Genomic DNA, 12,965 nt, shown 5'->3' on the forward strand with positions numbered 1-12,965 from the left:
TACGCGCGCGATAGTATACTGTATGCCCATACAGTTCAATGCGTGCGATGGAACTCAACGACAAACTGGAAATCCTGGCCGACGCCGCGAAATACGACGCGTCCTGCGCCAGCAGTGGCGCGCCGAAGCGTTCGTCCGAGGACAAGGACGGCTTCGGCGCCACCACCGGCATGGGCATCTGCCACAGCTACACCCCGGACGGCCGCTGCGTCTCGCTGCTCAAGATCCTGCTCACCAATTTCTGCATCTACGACTGCCAGTACTGCATCAACCGCCGCAGCTCCAACGTGCCGCGCGCGCGCTTCTCGGTCGAAGAGGTGGTCAAGCTCACCCATGATTTCTACGTCCGCAACTACATCGACGGCCTGTTCCTGAGTTCGGGCATCATTCAGTCGGCCGACTACACCATGGAGCAGTTGGTGGCGGTGGCGCGCCAGCTGCGCGAAGTGCACAAGTTCCGCGGCTACATCCACCTCAAGACCATTCCCGACGCCGACCCGCTCCTCATCGAAGAGGCGGGGCGCTGGGCGGACCGCCTGTCGGTCAACATCGAGCTGCCGACCCACGACAGCGTGACCCGCCTGGCGCCGGAAAAGAACGTCCACACCATCAAGCTGGCGATGGGCTCGATCCGCCGCAAGCTCGACGAGAAGGCGGAAGAACCGAAGGCGCCGAACTTCGCGCCGGCCGGGCAGAGCACGCAAATGATCGTCGGCGCCGACGCCAGCGACGACCACACCATCCTGAACACCGCCGAAACGCTGTATGGCAGTTATAAACTCAAGCGCGTGTACTACTCGGCCTTCAGCCCGATCCCGCAAAGCCCCAAGAGCGTGCCGCTAGCGCCCCCGCCGCTGCTGCGCGAGCACCGCCTGTACCAGGCCGACTTCCTGCTGCGCGGCTACGGCTTCACCGCGGGCGAACTGATGCCCCAATCCGGCAACCTGGCGCTCGACGTCGACCCCAAGCTGGGCTGGGCGCTCGCCAACCGCGAGCATTTTCCGATGGACCTGAACCGCGCCGACGAGACCATGATCGCGCGCGTGCCCGGCATCGGCATCCGCAACGCCAAGCGCATCGTGGAGTTGCGCCGCATCCGCCGCATCCGCTGGGAGGACCTGTCGCGCCTGCGCTGCAGCATGAAGAAGCTGGCTCCTTTCATCGTCACGGCCGACTACAAGCCGGTTCAAGGCGCGGCCAGTTCCCACCTCCTCCGGCGCCACCTGGCCGACGCGCCCGAGCAGATGAACCTGTGGCCGGAACTGCAGGCGGCATGAAGGACGCCGCCGCCAGCGCTGGAACGGGCGGCCAGCCGCTGGCGGTGAACAGCTTCGCCGAATGGCGCGACGCGGCGCGCGCGCTGCTCAAGGCCGGCGTGCCGCCCGAAGCGGCCAGCTGGGGCACGCTTGACGGCGGCGACCTGTTCTCGGGTGCGCCGGCCGCGCCCGGGCCGATCGATAATGGCGGCACCCGATTGCAAGAAGCGCAATCGCCAGGACCGCCGGCCGCACGCGTGCCCCGATCGCTGCTGGAGATGCTGCAGAAAGCCGCGTGCTTCCGCGCCCCTGACCGCTGGGCTTTCCTGTACCGCGTGCTGTGGCGCTGGACGCATGGCGAGCACGATGTGCAGTCGCCCGCCGATCCGGACGGCAGCCGCCTGCACGGCATGGTCAAGGCGGTGCGCCGCGAGGAGCACGACATGCATGCCTACATCCGATTCCGCGAGCGTCCGCTCGATGCCGGCGACCCGCGCTTCGTCGCCTGGTTCGAGCCGCGCCACGACGTGCTGCCCCAGGTGGCCGAACACTTCGTGGCCCGCATGGGCAAGGTCAGCTGGATGATCGCCACGCCCGAGGCCAGCGTGCTGTGGGACGGCCACACCCTGCACAATACCGGGCCCCTCATGTCGAGCGCCGCCGAGCTGGATGACGCCGGCGAGGCGCTCTGGCTCACCTATTACCGCAGCATCTTCAACCCGGCGCGCGTCAACGCCCAGCTGATGCAGAGCCACATCCCCTCGCGCTTCTGGAAGAACCTGCCGGAAGGCGCAATCGTGCCTTCGCTGGTGAGCCAGGCCGAACTCGGGGCGCGCAAGATCGGGCAGGTGCAGGCGGTCGGACGGCGCAGCGGCGCCACCATCCCGATCTCCGCAGAGGCAGCGCAGCCGGACCGCGAGCAGCCGTCGAAACTCGACGAGTGCCGGCGCTGCGAGCTGTGGCAGTACGCCACCCAGGCGGTCGGCGGCGAAGGTTCAAAACGCTCGCCCATCATGATCGTTGGCGAGCAGCCGGGCGACCAGGAAGACCTGGCCGGCAAGCCCTTCGTCGGCCCGGCCGGTAAACTCCTCGACCAGGTGTTCGCCCAGGCCGAAGTCGATCGCAAGGCCATCTACCTCACCAACGCCGTCAAGCACTTCAAGTGGGAGCCGCGTGGCAAGCGCCGCCTGCACAAGACCCCGGTCCAGCGCGAGATCGAGGCCTGCCACTACTGGCTGGAGAAGGAGCTGGCGGCCGTCAAGCCAAAGGTGATCGTGGCCATGGGCGCGACCGCGCTCAAGTCCGTGATGCGCAAGGGCACGGTGGCGCTGAAGGACTTCCTCGGCAAGCCGGTCCGCATCGACGGCTGCTGGCTGGTGACCATCTACCACCCCTCGTACGTGCTGCGGGTGCCGGACGAAGCGTCCAAGCACGAAGCCTTTTCGGTCATGGTCAAGGGCCTGAAGCTGGCGCAGGAACTGCTCGAGCGGCCCGACCTGCCGGAGCCCGAGTAAATCTATCGGATTTACCGAATGTTGCGCCGGCGACTTAGATGGGTGAAAAATCCCGTTATCGAACACGCCACATTTTCGTGAATATTCACAATCTCTCGTAGAATTTCCGTACGGCATTAATTGCTGAGTGAGCGGAGGACCTCATGTGGGCCTTTGCCGGATAACGACGAGACCACCATGACTTCCCCCTTTTTCCGGCTGTTGCCGGTTTGCCTGGTAGTGGCGGCCATGCCCGCCCAGGCCGGCGATGACGCCACCAGCGCTTCGCCGTCGGCCACGCTTCCGATCACCACCACGGTCACCCTGAGCTCGCAATACGTCTCGCGCGGCATGCGCCAGACCTGGGGCCGCCCCGCGCTGCAGGCGGGCATCGACTATGCGCACCCGAGCGGCTGGTCGCTCGGCACCTGGACCTCGACCGTCAGCGACCGCTTCATCGAGGGCGGCCGCGTCGAATGGGACCTGTACGGCGGCTACGCCGGCACGCTCGGGCCGCTGGGCGTCAGCCTGAACCTCATGCACTACCGCTATCCGGGAGCACGCATCGGCGCCACCGGCACCAAATACGACTACACCGAAGTCGTCCCCGGCCTGGGCTACCAATCCTTCTACGCGAGGTATTACCGCACGGTGTCGCGCGACTTCTTCGGCATCACGAACGCGCGCGGCACCGGCTACCTCGACGTCGGCCTGAATCATGACCTGGGCGGCGGCTACGTGCTCAACCTGCACATCGGCGACGGACGCGTGGCGGGCGAGGGCAATGCCATCTGGGACTGGCGCGATGCAAAGGCGGGTGTCACCAGAACCTTCGACGGCGGCTGGAGCATCGCCGCGGCCTGGACCCGCGCATGGGGCGCCACCGATGCCTACAAGCGCTACACGACGGGCGTGCCGCGCGGCGACGGCGCCGTCGCCTATTCGAATCCTGCCAAGGGCACGTTCGCCGCGAGCGTCGCCCGCACCTTCTGAGAACGAGAGACGACCATGAACAAGCACCAGGCAGCGCATCAAGCACAGCATGCATCGCGCCGTTTTTCCCTGTCCCTGAGCGCCAAGATCTGCGTCACCGCCACCCTGCTGGTGGTGGCCAGCCTGGGCGTGACATCGAGCTTTATCGCGGTCAAGAACAGCCAGAGCGCCGAGGAAGCCGCGATGCGCCAGGCGCGGACGCTGACCTTGCAGGCGTCGGCAATGCTCGAGAGCCGCATTGCATCGAACCTGGCGACGCTGGAAAGCGCGGCCACCGTGCTGGCCTCGACCCAAGCGGGCGGGCAGGCGCTGACGCGCACCCAGGTCGCCGACCTGGTGCGCGCCACCCTGGTGGGCTCGGAAGACTTCATCGGCAGTTCGGCGGCCTATGAACCGGACGCGCTGGACGGCAAGGATGCCGAGTTTGCCGGCCAGGCGCCGCTGTACGACGCCACCGGCCGCTACATGCCTTACTGGACGCGCAGCCCGCAAGGCAAGGTCAACGTCGAGCCGATCGTGTTCGTCACCACCCCGGGCGGCAACGACTGGTACGACGTGCCGAAGGCGACCGGCCGGGCCCATTTCACCGAGCCTTACCTGTACCGGATCAACGGCAAGGACGAGGCGATCGCCACGCTGGCGACGCCGATCATGGTGGACGGCCAGTTCAAGGGCACCTTCACCGGCGACTTCCCGCTCACCGGTCTCGGCACGATGCTGGCCAATATGAAGATCATGGACAAGGGCACGCTGGCGCTGATCTCGAACGGCGGCATGTACGCCAGCCACAAGGACACCTCCCGCAACGGCAAGAAAGCGGAGGACCTGCCCGCTGCGGCGCTGGAAGCGGTCAAGCAGGGCAAGCCCTACGAGTACCTCGACGACAAGGGTATCGTGCACGTGCTGCAGCCGCTGCAGGTCAGCAAGGACATGGCGCCATGGGCCATTTCACTGGCTTTCCCGCAAAGCGTGACGACCGCCCCGGCGCGCGAGCTGGCCGCTTATGCGGCGCTGGTCGCCGTACTGTGCGCGGCGGCCGCCGCGCTGGTGATGGTGACGGTCCTGCGCCGCCTGACCCGTCCGCTGCGCGTGCTGGGCCAGGCGATGACCGACCTGGCCGGCGGCAACGCCGACCTGAGCGCGCGCCTGGCCGTCAAGGGCAACGACGAACTGGCCGACATCGCCCGCGGCTTCAACGTCTTCGTGGCCAAGATCCAGGACGTGCTGGCGCGCGTGCGCAGCAGCTCCGACGCCGTGGCGGTGGCATCCAGCGAGATCCGCCAGGGGAACGCCGACCTGTCGGTGCGCACCGAACAGCAGGCCGGCGCGCTCGAGGAAACCGCGGCCTCGATGGAAGAGCTGAACGGCACCGTGAAGCAGAACGCCGACAACGCGCGCCAGGCCAACCAGCTGGCCGAGTCGGCGAGCGAGGTCGCCACGCGCGGCGGCGAAGTCGTGTCCCAGGTGGTCGGCACCATGGCCTCGATCAGCGACGCCTCGAAGAAGGTGGTGGACATCATCGGCGTCATCGACGGCATCGCCTTCCAGACCAACATCCTGGCGCTCAACGCCGCCGTGGAAGCGGCGCGTGCGGGCGAGCAGGGCCGCGGCTTCGCGGTGGTGGCGACCGAGGTGCGCAACCTGGCGCAGCGCAGCGCCGCCGCCGCCAAGGAGATCAAGACCCTGATCGGCGACTCGGTCGACAAGGTCAGCATGGGCACCATGCTGGTCGAGGAAGCGGGCAAGACGATGAACGAAGTCGTGTCGAGTGTGCGCCGCGTCAGCGACATCGTCGCCGAGATCAGCGCGGCCAGCGCGGAGCAGAGCTCCGGCATCGGCCAGGTCAACCAGGCGATCGTGCAGATGGACGGCGTAACCCAGCAGAACGCGGCCCTGGTCGAGGAGGCGGCCGCCGCGGCGGAAAGCCAGCAGCAGCAGGCGGCGACACTGGTGGCGCTGGTGGGCGAGTTCAAGCTCGAGGACAGCGAGCCGCAGCTGGCCGCGCGGTCGACGCTGGCGGCTCCCGTCCCCAAGCGCCTCATGCAGGCGGCATGAAAAAGAGGGTAGCCCAAGCCTGTTAAGTTCCGGTTCATATTGCAGGGCTAAGCTTGACGGACAACCAACAACAAAGGTGTCCTGATGCTGAAATTTGCAATCCTGCCGGCCCTGTGCCTGGCCTTGTGCGCAGCGCCGTCGTTTGCCCAGACCGCCGATCCGGCCGCGGCGCCTGCGGCAACGAGCGCCGCGTCAAGCGACGAGGCGCCGGCCGCGCCCGAACAGATCCTGGTGGTCGGCCAGAAGCCCGGTCCGGGCATGTGGAAGGTCTCGAAGGACGAGCACGTGCTGTGGATCTTCGGGACCTATTCTCCGCTGCCGGTCAAGATGGACTGGCGCTCGCACGAGGTCGAAGCGGTGATTGGCCGCTCGCAGGAATACCTGGCGCCGCCGGTCACCAAGGTCGAGGCGTCCTACTTCAAGATGGCGCTGGCGCTGCCCAGCCTCATCGGCGTCAACAGGAACCCGGACGACGCCACGCTGCATGACGTGCTCCCGGCCGAGGTCTACGCGCGCTGGCTGCCGCTCAAGGAAAAATACCTGCCCAAGAACAAGGAGCGCGACCGGCCGATCTTCGTGGCCAATGAGCTGTTCAGCGCTGCGCTGAAGCACGCCGGCCTGACCAACAGCACCGATGTGCGCAAGCAGGTCGAGAAGATCGTCGACCAGAAGAAGCTCAAGGTGACCCGGACGGTCAATGAAGTGAAGATCGACAACCCGCGCCAGCTGATCAAGGATTTCAAGAAATCGCAGCTCGACGACGTCGCCTGCTTCTCGAACACCTTGAAACGCCTGGAAACCGACATCGATGCGATGCGCGTGCGCGCCAACGCCTGGGCCAAGGGCGATATCGACGCCATCCGCAAGCTCGATTTCAACGAGCAGGAAAGCTGCAGCAACGCGATCCGCAACAGCGCTGTCTTGCGTGACCATCCGGCCTTCCAGGGGGCGGAAGAGCGCCATCGCGCCATGTGGCTCGCCAATGCGGAGGCCGCGCTGGCGAAGAACGCGTCGACCTTCGCGGTGCTGTCGATGAAGGACCTGCTCGATCCGAAGGGCCTGATGGCGGCGCTGGCGGCGAAGGGCTATACGGTGGAGCAGCCGGAGTAAGCGGCGGACTTTGGCTGTCGAAAACTTTACAACTCCAGGGAAACTTCATCAGAACAGCAATGTAGCTGGCACTAAACTATTGTTTTCAAAGAGAAAAGTTTACCAAGTTCAACATTGGTGTGAAAATTGCTACATGTCTCCCGTCCAAAATTTTTAGGGAGATCAATCATGCATACCATGTCGCGTATTGGAATGAGCTTGTTGCTGGGCGCTGTTTCGGCCTTTGCCACCGCCGCTCCCGTTTCGCCAGAGTACACGAGCTTCGGCCCGCTGGCAGGTGCTACCTACGGCGGCTCGGGCATTCCGAACAATCCGTCCGCGATCACTTACCGCGAAGGCTTCACCATTGCTCTCACGGCGCACCAGCGCTACGACGCGCCCAAGCTGCTCAATGATGGCGCGGGGACGTACTTCGCAACACCGGGCACCACGCTCTCGCCCAAGAATGTGCTGGGCTCGACCTGGAACGTGGGGTATTACGTCCATGTCGACCAGCCGACCTTCGCCGAAAGTGGACTGAGTTTCAAGCTGTTCTACGACCTCGATGCGGGCATGAATACGGACGAGGACAAACTGGGCGTTCTCAACCTGGATACATTCTTCGCGATCGGCGCCGGAGGAACTGCCCTGGATACCAAGCAGGATTCCCAGAACATGCTGTTCGCTTTCCTCGCCACGCCTTCGCCCCTGGTAACCCCGCCAACGGGTGGCGCCAGCTTCAATCCGCAGGCAAACGGCCACTATAGCTTCATCCTGGCGGCGTACAACGGCCAGGGCGATGAACTGGGCCGCAGCGCCATCAATGTCCAGGTCGGCGAAGTGCCGGAGCCAGGCGTGTTCGCGCTGCTGGGCCTCGGCGCCGCAGGCCTGGTCGCCGCGCGTCGCCGCAAGCAACACGCCTGAGCATTAACAGAACGTCTGCCTTCGACGCCCGGCGCCAGGCCGGGCGTTTTGCTTGCCGGCGCCGGCTGGCTGAGGAAAGCCTGAGGATTTGTCAAAGCCCGGCAAACGCGCGTAGAATGCAGGCAACGCGGGTGTAGCTCAATGGTAGAGCAGGAGCTTCCCAAGCTTAAGACGAGGGTTCGATTCCCTTCACCCGCTCCAGTCTTCAGTCCCCCATCCCCCAAGCTGTAACACTGCCGACTCTTCAGCGAGAATCGGGCAGGCGTCCCCGCATCACCCAAACGCGGCTGCCGTCCCCCCGGGTGAGGCTGCTGTTGACCAACGCGACCATCCCGTCGCCGGCCGCGAGCTTCTTGCCGAGCATGCCTTGCTGGCTGCCCTGGCGTGCCCCCGCCCCTGGTCCGCTGTGCGGCACGGTGACCGGGGCGCCGCCATCCCGGCTGTAGCGCAGCCCGTGCGCCGACTCCCAGGCGACATGCACGCGGCCGTGCGCATCGGTCGCCAGTTGCGGCGCCATCGCCGCTTCAGCGCGCGTGGACAGGGTGCGCGGCGTGCCGAATGCCAGTTCGGGGCCATCGGAGCGAACATGGCGGATCGCCGCCGGCTGCTTACCCGCCTGCTCCATATAGACGAGATGCAGCCGCCCGTCGCGATCAAACGCCAGGCGCGGCGCATCGGCCCGCGCTGCCCTGGCGCCGACCAGGACCGGCGGCGCGAAGCTCACGCCGTCGTCCAGCGAGCTGCTCACGCGGATGTCGGCGTCCGGATCCTCGCCCACCGTCCATGCCAGGTAAACCTTACCACCGCCAAGCGCAAGCGAAGGGCCACGGGCCGGACGCTTGTCGTCGCCGGCGATCCGCTGCGGCGGCGTGAAACTGCGCCCGCCGTCGCGCGAGCGCGCCAGCCACAGGGCGCCGTCGTAGTCGGTCCACGCCGCGTAGACCTTGCCGTCCGCGCCCACTGCCAGGTCCAGGCTGCCGTTCGACCAGGTGTCGCGGTCCAGGCGCCCCTTGCCGTCGCCGCCGAGCGAGTTCGAGAGGTTCACGGGCTGGGAAAAGCTGCGGCCGCCATCGAGCGAGCGCGCATACAGGATGTCCCCGCCATGCGATCCGCCCGAGAAGATGATCTCCTGCCAGAGCAGGTGCAGCGTGTCCGGGCCACCCGCCGCGATGCGTGGCATCCAGGAAAAGGTGGCGGGACTGCGCGACACGTCGACCGGGGCGGCGCGTGCGCGGCCATCTGCCCCGAGCACCTGCAGCAGCACTTCCTTGCGGCGCTGGTCGACCCAGGCCACGGCCAGGCCGCCGCCGGGCAGGAAGGCGAGGGTGCCGTCGTCCACGTAGTCGTACTGCGAGTCGTTCTGGCGCCATGGACCCTTGGTGCCGCCACCGCTGGCGACTTCCTGCACGGGCAGCCAGGACATGGCATCGCGGTCCGGCGCCGACCGGACCGGCACGCAGGCCAGCAGCATGGCGATGACGAGCAGGCGGGTGCGAATGTGAAGGCGCATCGGGTTCCTCCAGGCGCCGGCAGGGAATGCGCCGCGCCCGGCGCCGGCGCGGTATGCTCGATGCTACTCGTCCCATCCGCCAAGGAGCGCCCGCATGCAACTCGCTTCCCGATCGCGCCGCCGCGTGCTCGCCTCGCTGCTGGCCTTGCCGGCCTTCGCCCATGCCCAAGGGCGCCCCGCGATCCTGACGCGCGCCATTCCCTCTTCCGGCGAGCAGCTGCCGCTGGTCGGCCTGGGCAGCTGGATCACCTTCAACGTCGGCCGCGATCCCGAAGCCCGCGCCGAGTGCGCGGCGGTCATGCGCCAGTTCTTCGCCGGCGGCGGCCGGCTCATCGATTCCTCGCCCATGTACGGCTCGGCGCAGGAGGTGATCGGGGAAGCGGTGGGCAAGCTCAAGCCCGCGCAGCTGTTTTCGGCCGACAAGGTGTGGACCGGTGAAGGCGCGCAGGGGCCGGCGCAGCTTGAAACCTCGCGCCGCCTGTGGCAGATCCCGCGCTTCGACCTGCTGCAGGTGCATAACCTGCTGGCCTGGGAAGCGCACTTGCCGATGCTGCTGCGGATGAAGCGGGAAGGGCGGCTGCGCTACGTCGGCATCACCACCTCCGAAGGACGCCGGCATGGCGAGATCGAGAGAATCATGGCCAGCCAGCCGATCGACTTCGTGCAGGTCTCGTACAACGCGCTCGATCGCGAGGTGGAGCAGCGCATCCTGCCGCTGGCGCGCGAGCGGCGCATCGGCGTGATCGTCAACCGGCCGTTCCGGCAAGGCGACCTGACCCGGGCGCTGGCGGGCAAGCGCCTGCCCGGCTGGGCCGCGGAGATCGGCTGCACCAGCTGGGCGCAGGCGCTGCTCAAGTTCATCGTCGCGCATCCAAGCGTCACCTGCGCGATTCCCGCCACCTCCAGCGTCGCCCACGTGCGCGAGAATATGCTGGCCGCGAGCGGGCCGCTACCGGACGAGGCGCTGCGCCGCCGTATCGTCCAGGATGTCGAAAGGCTGGCATGAGCGAGTGGTGGACGTACTCGCTGTCGGACTTCCTGATGTTCTCGGCGCGGACCTATTACCGCCAGTTCGAACTGATGAACCGCGAGTGGTGGCCGCTGCAGCTGCTGGCGCTCGCCGCGGGTGCGGTTATCCTGGGCGGCATCGCGCACCGGCGCCTGGCCAGCGCACGGAGCGCCTTCGCGCTGCTGGGCGCAGCCTGGCTGTGGGTGGGCTGGGCCTACCACTTGCAGCGCTATGCCGACATCAACATCGGTGCACCATATTTCGCTGCCGCCTTCTTCCTGCAGGCCGGGCTGCATGCCTGGATGGCCTGGAAGGCGCCGGCGCAGCCCGACTTGCTCACCCCTGCGGTGGGCATGGCCTTCCCCCTCGTGCTGCTCGTGCTGGCCGGCTACCCGTTGCTGGCCCCACTGTATGGCCGCAGCTGGTGGCAGGCCGAGGTCTTCGGCTTCGCACCCGATCCCACCGCCATGGTGACGCTCGGCGTCCTGATGTTCTGGCGCGCGCCCTGGCCGCTGTGGGTGATTCCCTTGCTGTGGTGCGCCATCAGTACCGCGACGATGCTCGAGCTGGATGCATCGCGGCCGTGGTGGCCGGCGGTAACGGCGCTGCTTGCGCTGGGCGCCGTGGTGTGGGGGAAGTTCAGGCGCTGAGCAGGTCGCCCGAGCGGAAGGATTCCGTCCCGGCGATCTTGCACACATGCATCCCGCGCAGCAGGTGCCGGTGCGCCGTGCTCGCGAACAGCAGCCCTGCGTGTTCGGCCGACAGCGTCGTCACCTGGCCGCTGACCGGGTTGACGATGTCCGCCACTGGCTCGCCCGCCTCGACCAGATCGCCCAGCTTCTTGTGGAAGACCAGCACGCCCGCATGCGGTGCGGCCAAAGGCTCGACGGCATTGAGCGGCGTCGCGCGGCAGGGCGTTTCCGGCAGCGGCTCGAGCGGGATGTCGAGCACGCCGGCATGGCCCAGGTACTGCAGCAGGGCGGCAGCGTCCTGGCGTGCGTAGTCGTAGCGCACGTCGTTCTCGCCGCGCAGCTCGACCGTGACCGCGATGCAGGAGGGCGGAATCGCCGTACCCTCGAAGTGGTCGGCCAGGTCCCACCACAGGCGGCTGCAGGCTTCGTCGAAGGCTTCGCCGCCCGAGGCCTTGGCCACCAGCAGCACGCGCGCGCCCAGCAGCGCCATCAGCGGCTCCACGCTTTCCACCAGCGGGGTGCCGGTGTACATGTGCATCAGCGCTTCGTTATCGCAGTGCAGATCGAGCACGATGTCGGCGTCGATCGCCATCGACAGCAGGGTCTTCTTGAGCGTCTCGACGTCGTCATGCGGCTCCCACAGGCTGATCTGGTGGCGGGCGTGTTCGCGGATGAGGGCGATGTTGGCGTCCACATCACTGCCGAGCTTGCCTTCGAGCGACTTCTTGAGTTCGTCCGCCACGTGCCTGTACAGGCGGTTGAAGTTGGTGCCGGTCGTCAGGTGGTAGCGGCCGAAGGGCGTGCCGTGGATGACCTGCGACAGGCCGATCGGATTGGCCGCCGGCACCAGGATGACTTCACCCTTGATCCGGCCTTCGGCATCCAGGCGCTCCAGTTCCTGGCGCAGGAAGTGGGCCACCAGCATGGCCGGTACCTCGTCGGCGTGGACGGCGGCCTGGATGTACACCTTTTTACCGGTGCCTGGGCTGCCGTAGTGGAAGGAAGTCAGGTGGGCGGTGGCGACGTTCTCGTCGACGGCGATCGGGTGTTTCACTGATTGCATGGACAGGCTTCCTGGGCTCGGCATGGATAAAGCACGATTATCCGCGATTCCGCCGGGAGGCTTCGCACGCTCCCGGCTGGGCTATAATGACAGCCGTTTTTTCCTCACTATCACTCCCCATGTCCTCTGAAAAGCCTACCCCCGGCCCGGCGCGTTCCATGCTTTACGATCCGACCGAACACCGCATCCGCAGCTTCGTCACGCGGGCCGGCCGCCTGTCGACCGCCCAGGCGCGCGCGCTGGAGGAACTCGGTCCCAAGTACCTGATCGAGTACAAAAAGGAGACGCTCGACCTGGAACAGGCCTTCGGCCGCAAGGCGCCGACCATCCTGGAAATCGGCTTCGGCATGGGCGACACCACCGCGCACATCGCGCGCCTGATGCCGGAGAAGGATTTCATCGGCGTCGAGGTGCACACCCCGGGCGTGGGCAGCCTGCTCAAGCAGATCGGCGAGCAGGGCATCGAGAACCTGCGCCTGATCCAGCACGACGTGGTCGAGGTGCTGAACCACATGATCGCAGACGGTTCCTTGGCCGGCGTGCACGTGTTCTTCCCCGACCCGTGGCACAAGGCGCGCCACAACAAGCGCCGCCTGATCCAGCCGGCGTTCGTGAAGGTCCTGTGCGACAAGCTGGCGCCGGGCGGCTACATCCACTGCGCCACCGACTGGGAAGACTACGCGGTGCAGATGCTGGAAGTGCTGGGCAACGAGCCCCTGCTCCAGAACACGGCCGAAGGCTATGCGCCGCAGCCGGCATACCGGCCGCTGACCAAGTTCGAGAACCGCGGCCTCAAGCTGGGCCACGGCGTGTGGGACCTGGTGTTCGTCAAGAAGTGAAAAACAACGCGCCGAAGGGCGTAATGCCGTTCAGTTAAGACT

General features: G+C 66.7%; 11 protein-coding genes and 1 tRNA gene. 10 read left to right on the forward strand and 2 right to left on the reverse strand.

Annotated elements, in window-relative coordinates; genetic code table 11:
• Positions 1–47: 47 nt before the first annotated feature.
• The 7 genes from B2R83_RS11710 to B2R83_RS11740 all read left to right on the forward strand — a co-directional run bounded on the left by B2R83_RS11710 (position 48) and on the right by B2R83_RS11740 (position 8,011).
• Positions 48–1,277 carry a putative DNA modification/repair radical SAM protein gene (locus B2R83_RS11710; RefSeq protein WP_292041348.1) on the forward strand — a complete coding sequence of 410 codons (1,230 nt, stop codon included), beginning with the start codon at positions 48–50 and terminating at the stop codon, positions 1,275–1,277.
• Positions 1,274–2,770, forward strand: coding sequence for a UdgX family uracil-DNA binding protein (locus B2R83_RS11715; RefSeq protein WP_292041373.1), 1,497 nt, complete (start codon positions 1,274–1,276; stop codon positions 2,768–2,770). The genes B2R83_RS11710 and B2R83_RS11715 overlap by 4 nt, the downstream gene beginning before the upstream one ends.
• 177 nt (positions 2,771–2,947) lie before the next feature.
• Positions 2,948–3,742, forward strand: a complete 795-nt coding sequence (locus B2R83_RS11720; protein WP_292041350.1) for a TorF family putative porin — start codon at positions 2,948–2,950, stop codon at positions 3,740–3,742.
• Between the two features lie 15 nt (positions 3,743–3,757).
• A complete protein-coding gene (locus B2R83_RS11725) occupies positions 3,758–5,797 on the forward strand; it encodes a methyl-accepting chemotaxis protein (RefSeq protein ID WP_292041352.1) in 2,040 nt (679 codons plus the stop codon).
• Positions 5,798–5,881: 84 nt separating this feature from the next.
• Positions 5,882–6,907, forward strand: coding sequence for a TraB/GumN family protein (locus B2R83_RS11730; RefSeq protein ID WP_292041354.1), 1,026 nt, complete (start codon positions 5,882–5,884; stop codon positions 6,905–6,907).
• Between the two features lie 168 nt (positions 6,908–7,075).
• On the forward strand, positions 7,076–7,810 hold the full coding sequence (locus B2R83_RS11735; RefSeq protein WP_292041357.1) for a PEP-CTERM sorting domain-containing protein: 735 nt from the start codon (positions 7,076–7,078) through the stop codon (positions 7,808–7,810).
• 127 nt (positions 7,811–7,937) lie between these two features.
• Positions 7,938–8,011 (forward strand) — tRNA-Gly (locus B2R83_RS11740).
• A 43-nt stretch (positions 8,012–8,054) separates the two neighbouring features.
• On the opposite strand, the gene B2R83_RS11745 is transcribed toward B2R83_RS11740, so the two are convergent.
• The gene (locus tag B2R83_RS11745; protein ID WP_292041359.1) at positions 8,055–9,320 is read right to left on the reverse strand and encodes a sialidase family protein; all 1,266 of its coding nucleotides are present in this window, start codon (positions 9,318–9,320) and stop codon (positions 8,055–8,057) included.
• 94 nt (positions 9,321–9,414) lie between these two features.
• Between B2R83_RS11745 and B2R83_RS11750 the strand changes: the two genes are divergently transcribed.
• Together B2R83_RS11750 and B2R83_RS11755 are read left to right on the forward strand one after the other, a co-directional pair.
• A complete protein-coding gene (locus B2R83_RS11750; protein WP_292041361.1) occupies positions 9,415–10,326 on the forward strand; it encodes an aldo/keto reductase in 912 nt (303 codons plus the stop codon).
• Positions 10,323–10,979, forward strand: coding sequence for a DUF6064 family protein (locus tag B2R83_RS11755; RefSeq protein ID WP_292041363.1), 657 nt, complete (start codon positions 10,323–10,325; stop codon positions 10,977–10,979). Before B2R83_RS11750 ends, B2R83_RS11755 begins: the two co-directional genes overlap by 4 nt.
• Here B2R83_RS11755 and B2R83_RS11760 read toward each other — a convergent pair.
• The gene (locus B2R83_RS11760) at positions 10,969–12,084 is read right to left on the reverse strand and encodes a succinylglutamate desuccinylase/aspartoacylase domain-containing protein (RefSeq protein WP_292041366.1); all 1,116 of its coding nucleotides are present in this window, start codon (positions 12,082–12,084) and stop codon (positions 10,969–10,971) included. The two genes, B2R83_RS11755 and B2R83_RS11760, sit on opposite strands and share 11 nt — an antisense overlap.
• 158 nt (positions 12,085–12,242) lie before the next feature.
• Here B2R83_RS11760 and trmB point away from each other — a divergent pair, with 158 nt between their 5' ends.
• Positions 12,243–12,923 carry a tRNA (guanosine(46)-N7)-methyltransferase TrmB gene (trmB, locus tag B2R83_RS11765; protein ID WP_292041367.1) on the forward strand — a complete coding sequence of 227 codons (681 nt, stop codon included), beginning with the start codon at positions 12,243–12,245 and terminating at the stop codon, positions 12,921–12,923.
• The last annotated feature ends 42 nt before the right edge of the window (positions 12,924–12,965 follow it).

The sequence above is a fragment of the Massilia sp. UBA6681 genome (assembly GCF_002454935.1).
Classification (GTDB): domain Bacteria; phylum Pseudomonadota; class Gammaproteobacteria; order Burkholderiales; family Burkholderiaceae_D; genus Telluria; species Telluria varians.

Bases quoted from the DNA above. Each gene is read 5' to 3' on its own strand.
- B2R83_RS11735 (WP_292041357.1), top strand. From the start codon at position 7,076: ATGCATACCATGTCGCGTATTGGAATGAGCTTGTTGCTGGGCGCTGTT.
- B2R83_RS11710 (WP_292041348.1), top strand. From the start codon at position 48: ATGGAACTCAACGACAAACTGGAAATCCTGGCCGACGCCGCGAAATAC.
- B2R83_RS11760 (WP_292041366.1), bottom strand. From the start codon at position 12,084: ATGCAATCAGTGAAACACCCGATCGCCGTCGACGAGAACGTCGCCACC.
- B2R83_RS11750 (WP_292041361.1), top strand. From the start codon at position 9,415: ATGCAACTCGCTTCCCGATCGCGCCGCCGCGTGCTCGCCTCGCTGCTG.
- B2R83_RS11720 (WP_292041350.1), top strand. From the start codon at position 2,948: ATGACTTCCCCCTTTTTCCGGCTGTTGCCGGTTTGCCTGGTAGTGGCG.
- B2R83_RS11745 (WP_292041359.1), bottom strand. From the start codon at position 9,320: ATGCGCCTTCACATTCGCACCCGCCTGCTCGTCATCGCCATGCTGCTG.
- trmB (WP_292041367.1), top strand. From the start codon at position 12,243: ATGCTTTACGATCCGACCGAACACCGCATCCGCAGCTTCGTCACGCGG.
- B2R83_RS11715 (WP_292041373.1), top strand. From the start codon at position 1,274: ATGAAGGACGCCGCCGCCAGCGCTGGAACGGGCGGCCAGCCGCTGGCG.
- B2R83_RS11730 (WP_292041354.1), top strand. From the start codon at position 5,882: ATGCTGAAATTTGCAATCCTGCCGGCCCTGTGCCTGGCCTTGTGCGCA.
- B2R83_RS11725 (WP_292041352.1), top strand. From the start codon at position 3,758: ATGAACAAGCACCAGGCAGCGCATCAAGCACAGCATGCATCGCGCCGT.
- B2R83_RS11755 (WP_292041363.1), top strand. From the start codon at position 10,323: ATGAGCGAGTGGTGGACGTACTCGCTGTCGGACTTCCTGATGTTCTCG.